Source organism: Bordetella tumulicola, assembly GCF_965138755.1.
Lineage (GTDB): Bacteria > Pseudomonadota > Gammaproteobacteria > Burkholderiales > Burkholderiaceae_B > Bordetella_A > Bordetella_A tumulicola.
This window is the reverse complement of the sequence record NZ_CBCSFP010000009.1, coordinates 36660-56484: the sequence shown is the minus strand read 5'-3', so window position 1 is coordinate 56484 and position 19825 is coordinate 36660. Positions and strand designations below refer to the sequence as shown.

Sequence of the window (19825 nt, the reverse complement as noted above, 5' to 3'; positions counted from 1 at the left end):
CAATGATGGCGTTGCAGTAAACCGAAACACCATTTTTGCCAGAAATGGCCTACCGCCGGATAGGCGGAAAGTGACGCCTGTGGAGATATAAGTAGCGCGGTAAGGCGCCCAGCCCAGGAGACCCACCGAAGCGACAGCGCAAATCACCGCGTAGCGCCGTAGGAATCCCCGTCCTTCAGGAAGGGGGGGATGTCATTTGGCTTTCCAATTGGGCCTTCAGATCGGGCGCCAACTTCAGTTGGCGTGCCAGCTCGTCCAGATAGGCGCGTTCCATATAGCTTTCTTCGTCGACCACAATCAAACTTGCCAGATACATTTCCGCACCCATTTCGGGGCTCTGCGCGGCAGTGGCAATGGCGGAGGGGTCCAGCGGACGGGCCAGTTCGGCCTCGAGCCACTGGCGATCGGCGGGGTCGGAGGATAGCTTACCCAGTTCGGTTTCCAGGAGTTGACGCTCGTCGGGGCCAATGTGGCCGTCGGCTTTGGCGGCGCCGATCATGGCGGTCAGGACGGCCGTGCTGTGCTGCTCGAGCTGGGCGGCGGGCAGGGACTGGAACGTCTCGGCCGTCAAGGCTGGGGGCGTTGTCGCAGCAGGAGCGCCGGCAGGTTGGGCTGCCTGTTTTTTCTGCCAGTCGCCATACGTGCGATAGGCAAGTGCGCCCAGGGCGGCCAACCCGCCGTACATGGCGACCTTGCCGCCGACTTTGCGGACCTTTTTGCTACCGAGCAACATGCCTAATGCGCCGGCGCCCAATGCGCCGCCGCCCAGACCGGTCAGAAAGGACGACGTATTGCCGCCGGATGTCGCGGATTGCACGCGTGCGCTGGCGTCGCGGGCCAAGCCCTGGCCTGATTGCAGAAGTTGTTCGAGTAACTGGCGGGCGCTCATAAAAAGGGTTCCTGTCGAGAATGCAGAACAAAGTCAGACTATCGTAATCGCTAAAAGTTCAGCAATTTGTCAGTATTCTGCGTGATTCAACGATGAGACGATATGCTGGAAATGCTACAAAGAGCAAAGTGGCCCGCCGGGCCGCATATTGCACCGCACAGCAGGAGATCATCGATGACGATTCGTATCCGCCAAAATGCACCGACGACTTTGGAGTTTACGGCTAATGCCGAGGGCCATACTTTGCCGCTTGCCCTGCCCCAGCCGCAAGGGGATGGGCCCGATCCGCATGATTACTTCGATACCGCATTGGGCGGATGCAAAGCATTGACGGTGATGATCTACGCGCAGCGCAAGGAAATCCCGCTGCAATGGGTCGATGTCGATGTGGTGCGCGACGCGGGCGAAGAACGCAAGGGGATTTATCGTCTGACAGCGAAGCTGACGCTACACGGTGAGCTCAGCGATCCGCAGATTGATGAGTTGCTGGCGGTTGCCGAGAAATGCCCTGTACATAAGCTGATGACTGCGGTGGACGTGCAGGTGTCAACCTTGATTGTGCGGCCGGAATAGCTCAGGAGCAGCCCGACGCAGGTCGGCATCGCCGTAGCAAAACCCGCAGCAAAACGCCATCGCAGTAAAGCAAAGGGGTGGTTCATGTGAGCACATGAACCACCCCTTTGCGCGGTCTGGATCGGAGGACTTATTCCATGCCGGGGGTGACGGTCGAGAAACCGGCGTCGACGTGGGTGATTTCCCCGGTAACACCCGCCGCCAGATCCGACATCAGGAAAGCCGCGACGTTGCCGACTTCCTCGATGGTCACGTTGCGACGCAGCGGCGCATGGGCTTCGACGAATTTCAGGATCGACGAGAAATCCTTAATGCCGCTGGCGGCCAGGGTCTTGATCGGGCCGGCCGAGATGCCGTTGGCACGGATGCCGCGCGGGCCGAGCGCCGTGGCCAGGTAGCGCACGCTGGCCTCTAGCGAGGCCTTGGCCAAACCCATGGTGTTGTAGTTGGGGACCACGCGTTCGGCGCCCAGATACGTCAGGGTCAGCACGGATGCCTTGCGGCCCTCCATGAGGGGCAGCGCGGCTTTGGCGAGTGCGGGAAAGCTGTAGGCCGAGATGTCGTGTGCGATGCGAAAGCCCTCGCGTGACAGTCCACCGAGGAAATCACCGGCGATGGCCTCGCGGGGGGCAAAACCAATCGAGTGCACCAGCCCGTCCAGGCCATCCCAGCGCTGGCCGAGTTCGGCGAAGGCCGCCTCAATCTGGCTGTCTTCGGCCACGTCGCAGGGCAGCACGATATTACTGCCAAACTGCGTGGCAAATTCGCTGACACGGTCTTTGAAGCGGTCGCCGACATAGGTGAATGCCAGTTCCGCACCTTGTTGGTGACAGGCTTGTGCGATGCCGTAGGCGATGGAACGGTTGGAGAGCACTCCGGTGACCAGAATGCGTTTGCCGGCGAGAAAGCCCATGAGTCTTGTCCTTAGAATTCCGTGCGGAAAGGCAGCTATTTTAAAGCGTAACGATTAGCCGCGTGTCCCGGTGCCGGGCACGCGCAGTTGTGCGCCGACTTTCAGGTTACTGCCTTTCAGGTTGTTCAGGGCGCGCAGGGCGTTGACCGAGGTGCCATAGCGCCGGGCCAAGCTGCTCAAGGTGTCGCCCGGCCGCACTTTGTGCGTACGCACGTTCAGACGGGCGCTGCGGCGATTGGTCGCGCGAGAAGGGGGCGCGATGGCACCGGCCGGGGCTTCGAGCGAGGCCAGTTGCACACCCGGCTGGCTGCTGGTGGGTACCAGCAGCGCGACGCCACTGGCTGATTTGCTGCGGCGAGAGACCCCGTTAGCGCCGCGCAGCGCCGCTTCGGTGACGCCAAAGCGTTTGGCAATCGAGGCGTAAGACTCGCCGCGGCGAGGTTGATAGACCTTCCAGGAGGTCAAGTCACCTTTGTAGGCCAGCAAGTTGGCGTTAAAGGTTGCGACGCGATTGGTGGGCAACAGCAAGGTAGGCTGGTGTTCGCCACGAATCAGGGGACGGTTGAATGAGGGGTTGAGCGCCTTGAATTCCTCAAGCGGCATCTCTGCCAGTTGGGCGGCGATCTCGAGGTCAATGTCGCGATCCTTGCGCACCATGGCGAAATACGGCGAGTTCTCGACGTGAGGCAGAGCGATGGCATATTTGCCGGGATTGGCGATCAGGTTCTTGATGGCCTGAAGCTTGGGAACGTAGTTGCGCGTTTCCTCGGGCAGATTGAGCGACAGGTAGTCGGTGGGTAGGCTGGCGGCTTCGTTTCGGGCCATGGCGCGCTGGATGGAGCCTTCGCCCCAGTTGTACGAGGCCAGGGCCAGATACCAGTCGCCCTGCATTTCAAATAACTTTTCGAGATAGTCCAGGGCCGCGTAGGTCGAGGCGATGGGGTCGCGCCGCTCGTCACGCCACCAGTCTTGTTTGAGATTGAAGTATTGGCCGGTCGTGGGAACAAACTGCCAGAGGCCCGCGGCTTTTGAGCGAGACAGGGCGGTCGGGTTGTAGGCGCTTTCCACAAAGGGCAGCAGCGCAAGCTCTGTCGGCAGGCCGCGACGATTGACCTCGTCGACAATGAAATACAGGTATTTGCCGGCACGCTCGGCCATGCGCTGAACGGCTTCGGGGTGCGCCGCGTAGTAGTCTGTCCATTCACGGGACAGATCGGTGTTCAGGTTGGGGATGGCGAAACCGCGGCGGATGCGATCCCAGGCATCGGCGGGCGGATTGGTGAGGTCGACAGTACGCGAAGTATCCTGGGCGACATACTGCTGCTTGTTGTTGGGGGGGCTCGTCGTCGCTGACTGGCGGGGAGTGCCGGCGCAGCCGGCAAGTATGGCGAGAACAACAGGTAGCAGAAGTCTTGTCAGGGTCATCGGGTCATTGTCACTTGAAATCGTTTTTCCATTCACGCAAAGCGGCAAAAGTGGCTACAGGCGTATCCAGCGTCTGACCTGACTGCTGGCGCACGGCCTGAATCACATCGGCTTGGCGGGTTCGCAAGAACGGATTGGTGTCCAGCTCCAGTGCCAACGTTGTTGGCACGGTAGGACAGCCTTTTGCACGTACTTCTTGGGCCCGCTGATACCACTGCTGCAGAGCATTATTGGCTGGTTCAACAGCCATGGCCCAGCGTAAGTTCGCTAGAGTGTACTCGTGCGCACAGCAAACCAGTGTATCGGCGGGTAAGGACTTGAATTTTGCCAGAGACGCGTGCATTTGTGCGGGCGTCCCCTCGAAAAGTCGCCCGCAGCCACCCGCAAACAGTGTGTCGCCACAGAAGAGCACCGGCGCGGGATGACCGGCGGCCCTGCCATGGTAAGCAATGTGACCAGAGGTATGGCCGGGCACGTCCAGTACGGTCATGTCCAGATCCACGTCGGGCAGGGTGACACGATCGCCTTCGACCAGGCGTACGTCACAATGAGGCAAGCGCTCGTGTGCGGGGCCGTACACGGGGACAGAGGCATGGCGCAGTAATTCCATCACTCCCCCGACGTGGTCACCGTGGTGATGAGTGAGTAGAATGGCGCGCAACTGCAGATCACGTTGTTCGAGTAGATCGAGTACCGGACCGGCCTCGCCCGGATCGACGACGACGACGTTGCGTTGGCGAATAATCGCCCATATATAGTTGTCGGAAAAAGCGGGCAACGGCAGGAGAGTCCTGTCGTCAACGGTAGCGGGTATGGCTTGCATCATTTCAGGAATGTCGAAGTGACCGAAGAAACTTCGCCGATTGTAGAACTAGCCGAGTGGTTTCAGACACCCCCGGGACAACACGTCCTGGCGTGGGAGCGCGCGCAGTTCGATGCCATCCTGGTGGATGTGTTCGGATATTACGCTTGGCAGGTCGGTTTGGCAGAAATAAATTTCCTGCAGGCCAATCGCATGCCTTTCAAAGGCTGGGTGGGCTCGCAGATGCCGACGCCCGACGAGGCCGCACGTTGGCGACGGTGCGTGGTGGCGCAACCCGATGCGTTGCCGTTCGAGTCGCAAAGCGTGGATCTGCTGGTGTTGCCGCACGCGTTTGAATGTACGAACTCGCCGCACGAGGTGCTGCGCGAAGCAGAGCGGGTGCTGATGCCCGAGGGGCGGCTGGTGATTTCGGGGTTTAACCCCTGGAGCCTCTGGGGTGCGCGTAACCGGATGCCGGGGATGGAACCCTGGTTGCCGCATCCCCCGTCGGCTCAGGTATCCTTGCCGCGCTTGAAAGATTGGCTGAAGCTGCTGTCGTTCGAGGTCGGGCCGGGGCGTTTCGGATGCTATACCCCAGCGTGCCGTACCGAAAAATGGCTGCAGCGATGGCATTTCATGGAAACCTACGGAAAGCGGTGGTGGGCACTGGGCGGCGCGGTGTACGTGGTATCCGCCGTCAAGCACGTCGCGGGGATGCGCTTGGTCGGCCCCGCATGGAAGACTAAAAAACGTCGGCGTACCCGTGCAGCGTCGGTCGTGGTGAATCGTCAGGCGGGATCAGGTAAAACGTGACCCCTGGCACGTCGCCCTTCGGTCGCGCCGCCGGTCGGCCCAATGAATATAAATTAGTAGGAACAATGCAAATAAACAATGACGGCGACCAGCAGGTCGAAATGTGGACGGACGGCGCTTGCAAAGGCAATCCGGGGCCGGGTGGTTGGGGGGTGTTGATGCGCGCCGGCGCGCACGAGAAAACCTTGCACGGCGGTCAGGCCGGCACGACCAACAACCGCATGGAGCTGTTGGCCGTGATCGAAGGCCTGCGCGCACTCAAACGATCGTGCCGGGTGCGGATCCATACCGACTCGCAGTACGTCATGAAAGGCATGACGGAATGGCTGGTCAACTGGAAGCGCCGGGGGTGGATGACCGCCGATAAAAAACCGGTGAAAAATGCAGAACTCTGGCAAGCATTGGATGAGCAGGTCTCCCGGCATCAGGTCGAGTGGCGGTGGGTGCGTGGCCATGCGGGCGACCCGGGCAATGAGCGTGCCGATGCGCTGGCGAACCAGGGCGTGGAGAGTGTGCGCAAGGGCTGACGTTCGTAAGCGCTTAGCATGATGGCGATGGCCGGCTCGCGCTGACTCGCCGCTTAGCATCGGTCCAGTGGGCGCGACCTTGGGCCTGGCATAGGCAACCCGTCTTTTTTTATTCGGGAATACCCTGGAAATGCCAGTCAACTACTCCCGCTGTGACAAGTTTGTGCCAGTGTGTAAACCGCTGGTGCTAAAGTGCTAGGTCCATAGCTTGTCTCCACCCCGTCGGGCTGCGCAACGCGCGTGCCCCGGCTTATTGACGCACCGCGATTATTGCGCATGAAGAAAGCTGTACTGCTGACCGCGATTGCGGCCGGGCTCGCCGCGGGCGCGGCCTTGGGGTTCTGGGTGCCGCGCTGGTTGGCGACGTCTACGGGACAAGTCGCGGATGCTGCCGCAACAGCGGCATCGGCCACACCGAAGACCCGGCCCATGGACACGGTGCGCGTAGAAATCGCTCGCGTCCAGCAACTGCAATTCACACGCGGCATCGCCGCCGTGGGAAGCCTGCGCTCAGACGAGTCGGTCGTGTTGCGTCCCGAAGTCGTGGGCCGTATTCAGGCAATCGATTTCAAAGAAGGCCAGCCAGTCGAACGCGGACAAGTGCTGGTTCGTCTGGATGACTCCGTGTCGCGGGCTGAATTCGATCAGGCGCGTGCCAATTTGGCGTTGGCACAAACGCATTATCGTCGCGCCGTCGAGTTGCAGGGACGGGGGTTTGTCAGCCAGCAGGCACGCGACGAGGCCGCCAGCAACCTGAAAGTGCAACAGGCGGCGACGGCATTGGCTCAGGCGCGGCTCGACAAGATGACCATACGCGCGCCATTTGCGGGTATCGTCGGGCTGCGTAGCGTGTCGGTAGGCGATTATGTCGATCAGGGACAGGATCTCGCGCCTCTGGAGGCGATTGATCCCCTCAAGGTCGATTTTCGCGTGCCCGAGATGTATTTCAACAAAATCCGGGTGGGCCAGACCTTGACTATCCGTCTGGATGCCCTGCCGGGTTCAGAACGCCAGGGACAGGTGTACGCTGTCAGCCCCTTGGTCGATGCCGGGGGCCGTTCGATTTTGTTGCGCGCGACGATTCCCAATCCGGATTCGCGTTTGCGGCCGGGCATGTTTGCCCGCGTGCAACTCTCGTTCGGGGCCGACGAGGTATTGGCCGTCCCGGAGGCGGCACTCGCGCCGTCGGGCCAGGCGCAGTATGTTTTCAAGGTACGAGAAGGGCATGCCCATCGTACCGAGGTCACCCTGGGTGAGCGCCGGGATGGTCAGGTCGAAATCCTGACGGGCGTCGCTGCAGGAGACCAAGTCGTGGTGGCTGGATTCCAGCGGCTGACCGATGGGGCGCCGGTCGAGGTGGCCCCCACTGCCGCCACGACGCCGCCGCAGAGCAAGGCCCAGGGACCACAGGCGACGCGATCATGATTCTGTCCGAGATCTGCATCAAGCGACCGGTGTTTGCTTCGGTCTTGTCGTTGATCATTGTGTTGATCGGCCTGATCTCGTATTCACGCTTGACGGTGCGAGAGTACCCCAACATCGACGAACCGATCATCTCTGTCAGTACGACCTACAAAGGGGCGTCTCCCGAGGTCATTGAGTCGCAAGTCACCAAACCTCTCGAAGACCAACTGGCCGGTATCGAGGGAGTGAACGTGATGACCTCGCGCAGTCGGTCCGAACGCAGCTATATCAATATCAAATTCAATCTATCGCGGGATCCGGATGCCGCCGCAGCCGAGGTACGTGACAAAGTGTCCCGCGCGCGTCGCTATCTGCCGGATGAAATCGACGAGCCCATCATCGGCAAGGTCGAGGCCGACGCGACGCCCGTCATCTATCTCGCCGTGGAGTCGGGCTCGCTTTCGGTGATCCAGACCTCGGACTATATCAATCGCTACATCAAGACACGCTTGTCTGTGCTGCCCGGCGCGGCAGAAGTCCGCGTGTATGGCGAACGCCTGCCATCAATGCGGATATACGTCGATCGTGGCAAGTTGGCGGCCTATCAATTAACCGTTCAGGACGTTGAGACCGCGCTTGCCAGCCAGAATGTGGAGATTCCGGCGGGCCGTATCGAGTCGCGCGATCGCGAGTTTACGGTCGTGTCATCAACGGACTTGCAGACGCCAGAGCAGTTTGCGGACATCGTGGTGGCCAGCGTCAAGGGCTATCCCGTACGGATCCGTGATGTGGCCAAGGTTGAGGTCGGCGCGGCGGATGACCGCATATTGTCGCGATTTAATGGCAAGGCTGCGATCAATATCGGATTGACCAAACAATCCACGGCGAATCCCCTGGATTTGTCCAAGGCGGTGCGTGATGAGGTGGCGTTATTGAATGAGACCTTGCCTGATGGAATGCGGCTGAATGTTGCCTACGATACGTCGACATTTATTGAGCGTTCCATCAGCTCGGTATATCACACCATCATCGAAGCTATTGTGCTGGTGGTGCTGGTCATCTTCTTTTTCCTGCGGAATTTGCGGGCCAGCATCATTCCCATTGTGACCATTCCGGTCTCGCTCATTGGCGCGTGTGGCCTGATGTACCTGTTTGGCTTTTCGGTCAATACCTTGACTTTGTTGGCCATGGTGTTGGCGATCGGTCTGGTGGTCGATGACGCCATCGTGGTGCTCGAAAACATTTTCCGCCATATCGAGGACGGCATGCCACGCCGTGAGGCGGCATTGCGGGGATCGAAAGAAATCGGTTTTGCCGTGGTGGCGATGACACTGACCTTGGTCACGGTGTACGCCCCGTTGGCGTTCGCAACGGGGCGTACCGGCAAGCTCTTCATCGAGTTTGCGCTGACGTTGGCCGGTGCGGTATTGGTGTCGGGTTTTGTTGCGCTGACCCTGACGCCCATGATGTGTTCGGTCTTGTTGCGCCATCAATCCAGCCACAGCCGCTGGTACAACCTGATCGAGGGATGGCTCGATAGCTTGGCGAGCGGTTATCGGCGGAGTTTGCTTTGGGCCTTGCATCATCGGGCATTGATCGTGATCATCGGGCTCGCGGTGGCGGCGAGCAGCGGTGTCTTGTTTTCCGTGGTCAAAAGTGAGCTTGCCCCAGTCGAAGATCGCGGGGCGATTTATGGCAGAGTCACATCCCCCGAGGGCGCTACCCTGGGTTACATGCTCGATAGCGTACGGCAGATCGAACAGTTCTATACCCAGATTCCCGAAACCGAGGCGTACCAGTCGTCGATCGGCTTTCCGACCGTCACTGACGGAACGGTGATTTTGCGGCTGGCCCCCTGGGAACAGCGTGATCGGAAACAGCAGGAGATCGCGCGCGAGCTGCAGGCCAAGTTCGCCACATTGCCCGGCGTCAAGGCCTTTCCAACGAATCCGCCCTCATTGGGTCAGTCCTCTCGTTCCAAACCAGTCGAGTTCATCATCATGAGCCAGGCCTCGTATGCCGAGTTGGACAGGCTCGTGGACGTGTATCTGAACGCGTTGCGTGATTATCCGGGCTTGGTCAATCTGGATACGGACTTGCGCTTGAATACCCCGGAGCTGCGTGTGCAGGTGGATCGCGACAAAATGGCCGATGTGGGGGCAGGGGTGGATGTCGTGGGCCGTACGCTAGAGTCCATGCTGGGTGGACGGCAAGTGACACGCTACAAAGACGATGGCGAACAGTACGACGTAATTGTGCAAGTGTTGCCGCAAGATCGCAGCAACCCGGCGGACATCTCGGGGATTTATGTCCGTACGCGCGACGGCAGCATGGTGCAGTTGGACAACCTGTTGTCGGTGCATGAGAGTGTGTCCCCCCAGTCGCTGAATCACTTTAATCGCCTGCGCGCGGTGAAGATCGAGGCCGAGGTGGCACCTGGCTACGCGTTGGGCGAAGTCCTCGACCATATGCAAGAGGTGGCGCGCCAAGTACTCCCCCACACATTGCAGACCGATCTGGATGGACAGTCGCGCGAGTTCCGGGACTCGTCGGGCAGTATTTATCTGGTGTTCGCCATGGCCCTGGCCTTTATCTACCTGGTGATGGCCGCGCAATTTGAAAGCTGGCGCAATCCGTTCATCATCATGCTGTCAGTGCCTTTGTCCATGACGGGGGCATTGCTGGCGCTCTGGTTGACGGGCGGAACCCTGTCTATTTACAGTCAGATTGGCTTGATCACGCTGGTCGGGTTGATCACGAAACACGGTATTTTGATTGTTGAATTTGCCAATCAACTGCGCGACGAGGGACGTGAGCTTTTCGACGCGGTCGTCGAGGCCAGCGTGCTGCGGTTGCGGCCGATTTTGATGACGACGGGGGCAATGGTGTTGGGGACATTACCCTTGGCAGTCTCGACCGGCGCAGGAGCGGAATCCCGTCAACAGATCGGCTGGGTGCTGGTCGGCGGGCTGACCCTCGGTACACTATTGACTTTGTTTGTGGTGCCGGTGGCCTATACGTTGATTGCAACGGTGCGCCACAAACCGGGCCATCAAGTCACGCCGGATACGGCGGCCGGGGCAGATACCCATGCTGCATCGGCGACGGAGTAGTCTTTATGCGTCAAATTATTTTCGATACGGAAACCACGGGCCTGGATCCCTCTCAAGGGCATCGCATCATTGAGATCGGATGTATCGAGGTCGTCAATCGGACGGTGACGGGCAATAACCTGCATCTTTACCTGAATCCGGACCGTGATAGCGACCCCGAGGCCCTGGCGGTGCACGGGCTGACCACCGATTTCCTGGCGGACAAACCGCGGTTTAACGAGGTGGCGGCCGAATTTCTGGCGTTCATTCAGGGGGCGGAGCTTATCGCCCACAACGCGGCGTTTGACGTCAAGTTTTTCAATGCCGAACTAAAGCGCATCGGCCAGGGCGAACTCGCCGGGCAGTGCGGCAAGATCACTGATTCGCTGATGATGGCCCGCACGCTATATCCGGGCAAGCGAAACTCGCTGGATGCCTTGTGCGATCGCCTCGGCATCTCCAACGCGCATCGGACGCTGCACGGCGCTTTACTCGACTCGCAACTGCTGGCCGAGGTTTGGCTGGCCATGACGCGCGGGCAAGACGCGCTGCTCATCGACGTGGACGACAACGGGCCGTCCAGTGGTGCGGGCACGGCCGTGGGCTCCTTCGACGGCACGGTACTTCGGGTACTGAGCGCATCGACCGATGAACTGGCCGCGCATGACGAGTATTTGGCTGGCCTGGGGGATGCCTGCGTATGGCGCGCCCTGGATGCTCCCGCAGAGGTTGCCGACGCCTGAAGCGTTTGCCGACCCCGATTTTTCTATGCTAGAATTCCGCTTCTTTGGGTGGTTAGCTCAGTGGTAGAGCACTGCCTTCACACGGCAGGGGTCACAAGTTCGAACCTTGTACCACCCACCAGAATCCAAAGACAAAGGCCGCCTTCGGGCGGCCTTTGTCTTTGGCGTCACCATTCTGAAATCTGTATGACATTCTGCACTGTTAAGGTTTAGGAGACCGTTTTGTGACGGGGGTGAGACCAGAATGTCCGACGGCGATATATCGGCCAAGCTATTTGATCAAGGTACCTCGGCATACACAAATCACGTTTCATCATCTGACGAGGGACAGTGGTGGAAGCGCATTGTGATGTGTGGCGAGGATTTCGGGTTGAACGCCGACGTCGACGCGGCCGTAATGCGGTTGGCCCATATGGGGCGTTTGAGCGCTGTCAGTTGCTTGACGCAAGGCCCGACGTTTGTAGAGCATGGCCCGGATTTACGCGGACTGGACCTGGATTTGGGCGTGCATCTCAATCTGACGGAGTGTCTCGGCCAAGCAGGGCAGGCGTCAATGACGTCTTTGCCGACCTTGATCGCGCGCGCTTACGCGGGACGTATTGATGACGCTTGGCTGAATCTGCATCTGGTGCGTCAGTTTGATGCGTTCGAGGATGTTATGGGGCGAGCGCCGGATTATGTGGACGGGCGCCAGCATGTGCACCAATTGCCCGGGGTGTTGCCGCGTCTGCTGCAACTGCTCGCGCATCGCTATGGTTCCCGAGGACCCTGGTTGCGTCATACGGCGCCGGGGGCGCAAGACGGTATTCCTTTGCGCGAATCGGCGAAGGCACGCCTCGTCGGTGCACTGGGCGCGAGCGCTGTGTCGCGTATCGCGCGTCTTGACGGGTGGCGAACGAATCGCCGGTTGTTCGGCGTCTATGATCAGCAGGGTGGCGCGCGGCGCTATGCGCGATTGTTGCAGCGCTGGTTGCACAATGCGCGAGACGGGGATCTCGTCATGTGCCGTCCAGCACTGCCGGGCAGCGCCGGTACGCTCGCGTCGCAGCGGGTGGCAGAGTTTGAAGTGCTGGCTCGCCCAGAGTTTGGGGATTGGATGCGCTGCAATGGCGTACGCGTGGCGCGCCCCATAAGTTGCCAGGCTTCTTAGCGGCGCCGGAACGTGGGCGTGCGCTTTTCCTGAAAGGCTTTTCGGCCCTCCATGGCATCTTCGGTCGCAAAGCAGATGGTTTGCAGATCGCGTTCGTAAGCGGTGGCCTGCTCCACGGGCATACTTAGCGCGGCGCGTAGATTCACCTTGGCGGTTTCGGCAGCGATGGGCGCGCGCGCGGCGATCGCCGCGGCAATCGTTGCCACGCGATCACGTAGGGCGTCCAGTGCGACGACTTCGCTGATTAATCCCCACGCCATGGCCTGCTGAGCAGAGACGGGGTCTCCCGTCATCACCATCAGCGCCGCATTGGATGCGCCAATGGAGTGCAGCAATTGCGCGGTCATGCCTCCTCCGCCTATCCAGCCGAGTTTGATTTCAGGTGAGCCGAGTTTTGCATTCTCTGCGGCGATGCGAATGTCGCAGGCCAGCGCCATTTCCAGGCCGCCGCCAAAGGCATAGCCATTGATCGCGGCGATCGCAGGTTTTTTGAGTGCGCGGATCAAATCGCAGTAATCGCGTCGATTGCGAAAATCCCAAGGCGTGGCATAGCTGTCGAGTTCCACGATGTCTGAGCCCGCGCAGAAAGACTTGGGTCCAGCGCCCGTCAGCACGACGACGCGCACGTCATCGCTTTCATTGCAGGTCTGGACTGCTTGAGTCAGCAACTGCGCCATGTCGGGCGTCATGGCATTGAGCTTTTCTGGCCGATTGAGTTCGATCCAGGCGACATGATCTTGAATGTGTAGATTGACGAGGCTAGTCACTAGTTACCCTTTCAGAAATCGTATTGTGTGGCGCGCACAGCGTGTTCAACCCATCGGCGAGTTCGGCCGAGCTGGCACCGCGCAGAAGGCCATCGCGCAAAAATAGCGAGGCACGCGTTTGTGTCGCAATAAATCCGTTGTGTCGGGGACGCAGGCTGGCCGCGCGCAAGGTGTCGGCCGTGCTGCGATAGAAATCGTTGCTCGCCGCATTGACGGCCGGATCATTCCAACCGGCTACATGACTGGGCTGGCCCGCATGCCGGGGAATAAAACGCGTCTGGGCGTTTTCGCCGAGTAGCCACAAGAGGTGGTCGATGAGTGCCGTGTCGACCTGGCAACGCTGAGATATCGCGATACCGGTACCGCCGAGAATGGAGCCGGGCGGATTGGCGTCAACACGGGGTGCATTCTGGAAGACCAGAGGCGTGCCATCCTGTACGCATGTGTAGTTCACGTAGCCATAGACAAGCGGACACAGCAGCACGTCTTCATGCGTCGTCATATGGTGCAGCAAGGCGATGGGATTGGCCTCTCGTACCGACATCGGGCTGAGTGTGGCCAGCGTGATGAGCCACTCGCAGGCTTGCCGCAACACGTGAGGTTGGTGCCAGCGTTTGCCGTCGCCCAGCGCCAGAGCAGGGTCCAGTGCCGCGCACATTGATAACAGGGTCAGGAATGCATGCGGTCCAGCCAGGGACAACGCGACCCGTCCGGTCTGGCGCGATAGCGTCAGGACATCCTGCCATTGCTCTGGAACGGCGTGACCCGCTTGGACTAGCAAGTCGGGGCGCAACGCCATCACCTGGGTCGCGGCATCGAGCGGCAACGCCCATTGATGACCGTTCATGCGGTAACTGGCGTGCGTCAGGCCAATGCTGTTGCGTTCAATCATGTCGAGCGAACCCAATGGCAACAACGCATCCAGCGGTTGGAGGCAACCTTGCGCCAAGGCTTCGCCCAAATGCGGATGATCCAGCACGATCAAATCGTATTGCTCGCAAAGTTGGGCGATGGGGGCGGACTCGAACCCTTCTAGCGAATGAATATGCCAGTCGATCAGTCCGGTCTGATCGGCGGCGGCTTGCAAGGCGGCATAGCCACGCGGGTGATCCCAGGTCAGCCCGCGCCAACGTCGACTCATGGCTGCGCTGCGCAGACGATCGCGCCATGGGCTTCAAATGCCGCGATATGATTCGCGTCAAAGCCATATTCGCGCAGGATCTCCGCGCTATGTTGGCCGGGCAGTGGCGCACCTCGTTCAATACGCGCCGGAGTCTTGGTAAAACGGATGGGAAACCCCGGCGTTTTGACGTGGCCTTCGGTTGGATGGTCGTATTCGACAAAGGTCCCGTTGTGGGCGATTTGAGGGTCAGCCACGAGCTCGGCATAGCCATAGACCGGGCTGCACCAGATACCTGCGGCGTTGAATCGCTCAAGCCAATCCTGCGTACCGCGTTTTGTCATGGCTTCGCGCACCAGACGGAAAATGTCATCGCGCTGATCCCATCCAGCGGCCTCGTCGACATAATCCAGCAGGGCGGGTTGTTCCAGTTCGCGTGCCAGGATCGTCATGTCAGGCATCGCCAGCGCTAAATAGCCGTCCTGGGTGGCAAAGGTGCCATAGGGGGCGCGGATGTAGCTGTGCGCGTGCGGTTCGGCGCTGCGGGTCTGCGCCTTGCCGCCTACGGTAAAGACCGACAGTTCCTGCATTTGCAGGGTCGTGATGGCGTCCAGCATATTGACTTCGACTTTTTGCCCTTCGCCCGTGCGTTCACGATGCAATAGCGCACCCAATACACCTTCAAAGGCGCAATAAGCGGTGACTGCATCCACCAGATATTGCCCCGCTGCACGCGGCGCTTCACCGTCGCAACCTGTCGACAGCATGGCGCCGGACATGGCTTGCAACAGCAGGTCCTGGCCGGGCCTGCGGGCATAGGGGCCGTCTTCGCCAAAACCTGACATCGAGACGTAGATCAGTCGCGGATTAAAGGCGGAGAGGCTTTCATAGTCCACACCCAAGCGTTGGGCGACGCCGGGGCGGTAGTTTTGAATAAACACATCGGCCTGGCTCGCCATTTGACGAATGATCGCCTGGCCGTCTTCGCTTTTTAGATCGACCGCGAGTGAACGCTTGTTGCGGTTGAGGGACAGAAACGACACATTGATTTTGTTGCCCTTGATGCCGCCGGCAGGCGCGTGACGTTGCCATTCACCTTCTTTGGGCTCGATCTTTACGACATCGGCTCCCAGGTCGCCGAGCCGCTGCGCGGCAAAAGGACCCGCCATAGCGATCGAGCAGTCCAGAACTTTATAACCCGTCAAAATTCCCATGATGAAACCTTTTAATGCATGACCCAGCCGCCATCGACGGAAAGGGTCTGGCCGGTGATGAAACCTGCCTCGGTAGAGGCAAGAAATAGAATGGCTGCTGCAATATCATCGGCATGCCCACGTCGCTTGATGGACTGGCGCGCCAGGACCATGCGTTCGTAGCCCGGTAGATCGGGATGGATGGCTTCGGCGGCTGTGGGGAATGCTCCGGGCGAGATGGCATTGCAGGTGATACCCGTCGCGCCGAACTCCCTAGCCATGGCGCGTGTATTGCCCAGCATGGCACCCTTGGATTCGACATAGGGCTGTAGCAGTTCCCAGCCGCCTGACAGGGTGATCGACACCACATTGATAATGCGGCCCCATTGCTGTTGCCGCATGCCGGGTAAAGCAGTCCGCACGATTTGCAACGCCGCGGACACGTTGATGCGGTGGATCAGCGCGCGATCTTCATCCGTGTAATCTTCGAAGCGCTTGGAGGGATAGATGGCGGCATTATTGATCACCACGTCAATGGCCTGATCCGCCGTCAGGCGATCCAGGGTGTGCTGCAAAGCCGTCTCGTCGGCCAAGTCAACGGGCAGAATCTGCAATTGATCGGCAAATGCGTCAGGCACGGTCTCCCGCAGTTTTTGCAAGGCGTCTGTGTCGCGATCCAGGGCCAGCAAATGCGCGCCTTGGCGCAGCAGCGCGAGGCTCGCGCCGAGCCCCAGGCCGCCACCTGCCCCCGTCAATAGAACGCGACGGTTCTGTAAAGAAAACGACATGCCTTGTGCGCTCATGTCTATGCGCCTCCTTTTTGTGGAGGAGGGCTCAAAGGCCGAAACTGGCCCGAGAGCGCCGGATATGCCTCGCTGGGCTGGGGCGAGATGGCGCGGATGCGTTGCTCGCATTGGGCGATATCGTTGGCATCGGCCAGGATGCGAATGCGGGTGTCGTAATGGCGTTCTTCGCCATGCTCCAGCCAGATAAGTTCGCCGCGTTCGCGCGCTGCGCCTTCGCCGAGCACATGGTTGGTAGAGGGCTCAATGCCCATCGCATATTGACCGGCTTGAAAATTTTGCCATTGATACTGGCACGGAAATTGATCTTTGCGAGTGGTGACCTCTATGCCTAGACCCAGGCGATCATTGACCAGCGCGACCGGCACGTGTCCTTGATCGTCCGCTTTCATTTCGTGCTGCCAAACTTGTTCATGAAAGCCCATTTGAGGCTCGGGCATCTGTTGGTAACCCACGCCCTGCGTGCGGTATTCATCGGCGTGCGCCGCCCAGACCACATCCTGAATAGGGGCGAGATAGCGCGAAGCGGTGTCCAGTACGGGATAGCCAACGTTCAAGTGATAGCAGAACATGTGGGGGGTGCGATAAAACCCGCGATTGACGACCCGGTCGTGCAATTGGATATCGTTGGTTCCCACTTCGATTTCAATGCGTCGGTAAAGCTCCAGGTGCTCTCCAAAGACGGTGCCCTGTGACACCACGCCTTCCGCCCAGAGAAAGCAGCGATCATCCTCCCAGCGTTCCCCATAACCGGTGAGGCGCGCCGGAATCGTTCCGACGCGACCATGAATGGAGTGTTGGATTTTTTGACGTGGTTGATAAACATAATTGTCCGCGGGCGACTCATGCATGAACAGAATGTGATCCAGTCCGCACGTGATCATCAGGCCGGAGAACGAGCGCATCCATCCGAGGCCGGACTCCCCCTCGTACTCATGCAGGCCGGGATGCCGAAAGCCCGCCGGTGAGTGCCAGCCGACCGCATAGCCGCGAAACTCGCATTCGGCGATATCCATGGCGCGATCGATCAGCACGGTAAAACGCAGGCCCGTGCCGCTGCGAAACTCCAGCATTCGGATGCCTCGCTCTACACCATCTTGCAGCGTGACCAACCGTACACCGGCAAACTGTGCCAGTTGTCCGCAGCGCGATTCGATTTGTTGCCTGTTCATGGCGGTGGCATATAACTGTGCCATGGATGCTTCGACTCCAGAAACCGGTGCATTGAGCGACCGGGGGTAGGGAATGGGGGAAAAGGGGGTGGCGTCAGACGCCGTTGGCCTGCAATTTGCCATCCAGGAATGCCTTGGCGCGCGGTACATCGTCCTCGGTCAGGTGTTCGATGATGATGGGAATGTTGGGGTGACGCTTGGCCAGGCGTTGCAAATACAGGTCGTAGTTCAGACTGCCCAATCCCGGCGCCGGCAACTCGATTTCGCCCACGCCTCGGAACGTATGGCTTTCGGCCGCGTCGGCGTCGCCAATATCGCTGTGTTTTTCTGATTTATCGCCTTCGGCACGTTTGACGTCCTTGGCGTGCGCAATGCAGATTTTGTCGGACAGCGCGTCGAATACATGGTTGAGTGTGCGATCCATGTCGTCGATGTTGTGATCTTCGAAGTAGTTGGTGGGATCCATCAGTAGACCCAGACCCGGATGGTTGACTTCAGCGAACATGCGCAGTGTTTCCTCGACCGAACCGACGACGTTATTCACATAGGTCTCGAGCAAAAAGACGGCGCCATGGTCGTATGCATGTTGTGCCAATTCTTGAATGACGGCGCGGCATTGCTCCCAGCCTTCTTCCGTTTTGTTCTTCGGGTGATGAACCCAGTCGCTGTCGGTGGCGAATGTCCCCGTTTCAGAGATCACATAAGGAGAACCAAGATATTGGGCATGCGACAGGATCTCTTTCAAATAGCCATTGCGACGTTGTCGCTCGGCCGGTTCGGGATGCACGATGTTGGTGTAGGCGGAGATGCAGGAAATGGGCAGATTATGTTCGCGGAAGGTATCGCGAATGCGCTGGCACTTATCGAGTGTGATCTGGCCCGCGCTGAGATCCATATTCTTGAAATGAAGATCCAGTTGTACGGTGTTGAACCCTTGTGCGCGGATCTTGGCTGCCGAGGTAGCCAGGTCGTAGGGAAAATAGCCTGAAAAAATACCGGTTTGAATCACGTTTGTCTCCTTGGTGGCGGGCTGTTTTTTTGCCCTTGGGGGTTCTTGTCATGCGCCCGATGGCGGCGCCGTCGGGCGCGTCAATCGGATTGGGCAGGGAACTCGTCTGTGGTCGAAATCTCATCGATGCGTACCGTGCGGCGTTCGGCAATCGATAAGTACGCGGCTTCGACCAAGGCCATCGTTTTCACGTTATCCGCTACGGTTAACGCTGGCTCGGTGCCGTTGATCAAGGCGTATTGCAGCTGTTCCATGACACCGATGAAGGCCTGCGGAAACCACATCGACGACCACTCAGGCGTGACCCATTGGCCTTGTGTGGCCTGCTTCGAGGTGTAAGAGAGCGTAGAGGGTTTGCCATGCGGCCATCCGATCGTGCCCTTGGCGACGCCCTCCGTGCCTTCGACACGCCAATGAATGTATTGGTCATCCGCGTGGCCGTCGCCGCGCGGACCCGCCCAGACGTCCTCTAGCGCCAGGGCGAGTAACCCCGATTCAAATCGTAGAGTCGTCGCCACAATGCCGTCTTGATGAGGAAACGGCGTGCGAGGGTCGTCGCGGGTTACGGTGGTGACCTCGGTGGGCTCGCCGAAAAGATGGCGCAGGACGTCCAGGTGATGCACGCTCATGTTCGAAAGCGTAAGTCGATCGTAGTCCGCCAAGAACCCCTGCCAGTGAGGAATGGCGTGCATATCAATCTGCGCCAGCACCGGCTTGCCCAGTACGTTCTGATCCAGCAATTGCTTGAGCACGCGCATGGATTGGTCATAGCGCATGTTCTGGTTGACCGAGAGCAGCTTGCCGGCGCGACGCGCCTCGTCACGTAGCGCGACGGCTTCGGGTAACGACAAGGCTAATGGCTTTTGCGCCAGGACCGCCTTGACGTGAGGGGCCGCGAGTGCGGCGCGGATGAGCGCTGGTTGTTGATCGGGAGGGAACGCAATGTCGACGATGTCCACCTCGGGATCGTCAATCAACGACTGGGGGGTGTCATGGGTGCGTCCGATGGACCAGCGTTGTGCGACGGCTTGCGCATTGGCAGGCGTGCGTGAGGCGATGGCGACGACCTGAAATCCTGCTTCGCGGTAGGCGGCGAGGTGGCACTCTGCCATGATCATGCCGGCGCCGATGCAACCAATACGAAACCGGCGTTCGCGCACAGGTGGGTCGGGTTCAAGGGTAAGGGGGGCCATGGCTGTCTCCGATTGCGACTCGCCTGCAAGCCTAGCGTGTGGCAGGGATTGAGGCGCGCTTAGCTGATCTATTTGGATGTCATTATTACATCAATTAAATCTTTTTATTAAATCAATATACATCAGAAATTGCCCCTATTGACACGGTTTATGCCTTTCATTTATTCGCGTCACGCGCGTATAGGGCTATTTTTATGTGCCGAAAAACGGCTATTTCTATTCTGTGCGAAGACATTA

At 59.4% G+C, this 19825-nt stretch carries 18 protein-coding genes and 1 tRNA gene; 8 read left to right on the top strand and 11 right to left on the bottom strand.

Going from position 1 to position 19825, the window contains the following annotated elements; all coding sequences use genetic code 11:
* Positions 1 to 175 precede the first annotated feature (175 nt).
* Positions 176 to 889 (bottom strand): tellurite resistance TerB family protein, encoded by a 714-nt coding sequence (locus tag ACNAZS_RS19485; RefSeq protein WP_415792160.1) that lies wholly within the window; start codon positions 887 to 889, stop codon positions 176 to 178.
* A 174-nt stretch (positions 890 to 1063) separates the two neighbouring features.
* Here ACNAZS_RS19485 and ACNAZS_RS19480 point away from each other — a divergent pair, with 174 nt between their 5' ends.
* Entirely contained in the window at positions 1064 to 1462 is a 399-nt protein-coding gene (locus ACNAZS_RS19480; RefSeq protein ID WP_415792297.1) for an OsmC family protein, read from the top strand.
* 130 nt (positions 1463 to 1592) lie between these two features.
* Here the strand turns inward: ACNAZS_RS19480 and fabI are convergent, their stop codons facing one another.
* From fabI to gloB, 3 genes are read right to left on the bottom strand one after another with little or no spacing between them, the layout of a single operon-like run.
* Positions 1593 to 2375: an enoyl-ACP reductase FabI gene (gene fabI, locus ACNAZS_RS19475; protein WP_415792159.1), complete on the bottom strand. Its 783-nt coding sequence runs from the start codon at positions 2373 to 2375 to the stop codon at positions 1593 to 1595.
* A 54-nt stretch (positions 2376 to 2429) separates the two neighbouring features.
* Positions 2430 to 3800, bottom strand: a complete 1371-nt coding sequence (locus ACNAZS_RS19470; protein WP_415792158.1) for a transglycosylase SLT domain-containing protein — start codon at positions 3798 to 3800, stop codon at positions 2430 to 2432.
* A gap of 10 nt (positions 3801 to 3810) precedes the next feature.
* Positions 3811 to 4623 carry a hydroxyacylglutathione hydrolase gene (gene gloB, locus ACNAZS_RS19465; protein ID WP_415792296.1) on the bottom strand — a complete coding sequence of 271 codons (813 nt, stop codon included), beginning with the start codon at positions 4621 to 4623 and terminating at the stop codon, positions 3811 to 3813.
* Between the two features lie 18 nt (positions 4624 to 4641).
* On the opposite strand from gloB, the gene ACNAZS_RS19460 reads away from it, so the two are divergent.
* The 7 genes from ACNAZS_RS19460 to ACNAZS_RS19430 all read left to right on the top strand — a co-directional run bounded on the left by ACNAZS_RS19460 (position 4642) and on the right by ACNAZS_RS19430 (position 12331).
* Positions 4642 to 5415, top strand: coding sequence for a class I SAM-dependent methyltransferase (locus ACNAZS_RS19460; RefSeq protein WP_415792157.1), 774 nt, complete (start codon positions 4642 to 4644; stop codon positions 5413 to 5415).
* A 65-nt stretch (positions 5416 to 5480) separates the two neighbouring features.
* Positions 5481 to 5942, top strand: a complete 462-nt coding sequence (rnhA, locus tag ACNAZS_RS19455; protein ID WP_415792156.1) for a ribonuclease HI — start codon at positions 5481 to 5483, stop codon at positions 5940 to 5942.
* 276 nt (positions 5943 to 6218) lie between these two features.
* The gene (locus ACNAZS_RS19450; RefSeq protein ID WP_415792155.1) at positions 6219 to 7367 is read left to right on the top strand and encodes an efflux RND transporter periplasmic adaptor subunit; all 1149 of its coding nucleotides are present in this window, start codon (positions 6219 to 6221) and stop codon (positions 7365 to 7367) included.
* Complete coding sequence (locus ACNAZS_RS19445; protein ID WP_415792154.1) at positions 7364 to 10459, top strand: efflux RND transporter permease subunit; 3096 nt, start codon at positions 7364 to 7366, stop codon at positions 10457 to 10459. The genes ACNAZS_RS19450 and ACNAZS_RS19445 overlap by 4 nt, the downstream gene beginning before the upstream one ends.
* A gap of 5 nt (positions 10460 to 10464) precedes the next feature.
* Complete coding sequence (dnaQ, locus tag ACNAZS_RS19440) at positions 10465 to 11181, top strand: DNA polymerase III subunit epsilon (RefSeq protein ID WP_415792153.1); 717 nt, start codon at positions 10465 to 10467, stop codon at positions 11179 to 11181.
* 46 nt (positions 11182 to 11227) lie between these two features.
* A tRNA-Val gene (locus ACNAZS_RS19435) sits at positions 11228 to 11302 on the top strand.
* A gap of 123 nt (positions 11303 to 11425) precedes the next feature.
* On the top strand, positions 11426 to 12331 hold the full coding sequence (locus ACNAZS_RS19430) for a ChbG/HpnK family deacetylase (protein ID WP_415792152.1): 906 nt from the start codon (positions 11426 to 11428) through the stop codon (positions 12329 to 12331).
* Here ACNAZS_RS19430 and ACNAZS_RS19425 read toward each other — a convergent pair.
* The 7 genes from ACNAZS_RS19425 to ACNAZS_RS19395 form a co-directional block, all read right to left on the bottom strand.
* A complete protein-coding gene (locus ACNAZS_RS19425) occupies positions 12328 to 13098 on the bottom strand; it encodes an enoyl-CoA hydratase/isomerase family protein (protein ID WP_415792151.1) in 771 nt (256 codons plus the stop codon). The genes ACNAZS_RS19430 and ACNAZS_RS19425 overlap by 4 nt on opposite strands.
* Positions 13091 to 14239, bottom strand: coding sequence for a type 2 periplasmic-binding domain-containing protein (locus tag ACNAZS_RS19420; RefSeq protein WP_415792150.1), 1149 nt, complete (start codon positions 14237 to 14239; stop codon positions 13091 to 13093). Before ACNAZS_RS19420 ends, ACNAZS_RS19425 begins: the two co-directional genes overlap by 8 nt.
* Positions 14236 to 15432: a CaiB/BaiF CoA transferase family protein gene (locus ACNAZS_RS19415; RefSeq protein WP_415792149.1), complete on the bottom strand. Its 1197-nt coding sequence runs from the start codon at positions 15430 to 15432 to the stop codon at positions 14236 to 14238. The genes ACNAZS_RS19420 and ACNAZS_RS19415 overlap by 4 nt, the downstream gene beginning before the upstream one ends.
* Before the next feature lie 11 nt (positions 15433 to 15443).
* On the bottom strand, positions 15444 to 16214 hold the full coding sequence (locus tag ACNAZS_RS19410; RefSeq protein ID WP_415792148.1) for an SDR family NAD(P)-dependent oxidoreductase: 771 nt from the start codon (positions 16212 to 16214) through the stop codon (positions 15444 to 15446).
* 2 nt (positions 16215 to 16216) lie between these two features.
* On the bottom strand, positions 16217 to 17410 hold the full coding sequence (locus tag ACNAZS_RS19405; RefSeq protein ID WP_415792147.1) for an aldose 1-epimerase family protein: 1194 nt from the start codon (positions 17408 to 17410) through the stop codon (positions 16217 to 16219).
* A 70-nt stretch (positions 17411 to 17480) separates the two neighbouring features.
* Complete coding sequence (locus ACNAZS_RS19400; protein WP_415792146.1) at positions 17481 to 18395, bottom strand: sugar phosphate isomerase/epimerase family protein; 915 nt, start codon at positions 18393 to 18395, stop codon at positions 17481 to 17483.
* Positions 18396 to 18475: 80 nt separating this feature from the next.
* Positions 18476 to 19588 (bottom strand): Gfo/Idh/MocA family protein, encoded by a 1113-nt coding sequence (locus ACNAZS_RS19395; RefSeq protein WP_415792145.1) that lies wholly within the window; start codon positions 19586 to 19588, stop codon positions 18476 to 18478.
* Between the last annotated feature and the right edge of the window lie 237 nt (positions 19589 to 19825).

Bases quoted from the DNA above. Each gene is read 5' to 3' on its own strand.
- ACNAZS_RS19415 (WP_415792149.1), bottom strand. From the start codon at position 15,432: ATGGGAATTTTGACGGGTTATAAAGTTCTGGACTGCTCGATCGCTATG.
- ACNAZS_RS19485 (WP_415792160.1), bottom strand. From the start codon at position 889: ATGAGCGCCCGCCAGTTACTCGAACAACTTCTGCAATCAGGCCAGGGC.
- ACNAZS_RS19420 (WP_415792150.1), bottom strand. From the start codon at position 14,239: ATGAGTCGACGTTGGCGCGGGCTGACCTGGGATCACCCGCGTGGCTAT.
- dnaQ (WP_415792153.1), top strand. From the start codon at position 10,465: ATGCGTCAAATTATTTTCGATACGGAAACCACGGGCCTGGATCCCTCT.
- ACNAZS_RS19480 (WP_415792297.1), top strand. From the start codon at position 1,064: ATGACGATTCGTATCCGCCAAAATGCACCGACGACTTTGGAGTTTACG.
- ACNAZS_RS19450 (WP_415792155.1), top strand. From the start codon at position 6,219: ATGAAGAAAGCTGTACTGCTGACCGCGATTGCGGCCGGGCTCGCCGCG.
- ACNAZS_RS19395 (WP_415792145.1), bottom strand. From the start codon at position 19,588: ATGGCCCCCCTTACCCTTGAACCCGACCCACCTGTGCGCGAACGCCGG.
- rnhA (WP_415792156.1), top strand. From the start codon at position 5,481: ATGCAAATAAACAATGACGGCGACCAGCAGGTCGAAATGTGGACGGAC.
- ACNAZS_RS19430 (WP_415792152.1), top strand. From the start codon at position 11,426: ATGTCCGACGGCGATATATCGGCCAAGCTATTTGATCAAGGTACCTCG.
- ACNAZS_RS19445 (WP_415792154.1), top strand. From the start codon at position 7,364: ATGATTCTGTCCGAGATCTGCATCAAGCGACCGGTGTTTGCTTCGGTC.
- gloB (WP_415792296.1), bottom strand. From the start codon at position 4,623: ATGCAAGCCATACCCGCTACCGTTGACGACAGGACTCTCCTGCCGTTG.
- ACNAZS_RS19470 (WP_415792158.1), bottom strand. From the start codon at position 3,800: ATGACCCTGACAAGACTTCTGCTACCTGTTGTTCTCGCCATACTTGCC.
- fabI (WP_415792159.1), bottom strand. From the start codon at position 2,375: ATGGGCTTTCTCGCCGGCAAACGCATTCTGGTCACCGGAGTGCTCTCC.
- ACNAZS_RS19405 (WP_415792147.1), bottom strand. From the start codon at position 17,410: ATGGCACAGTTATATGCCACCGCCATGAACAGGCAACAAATCGAATCG.
- ACNAZS_RS19410 (WP_415792148.1), bottom strand. From the start codon at position 16,214: ATGAGCGCACAAGGCATGTCGTTTTCTTTACAGAACCGTCGCGTTCTA.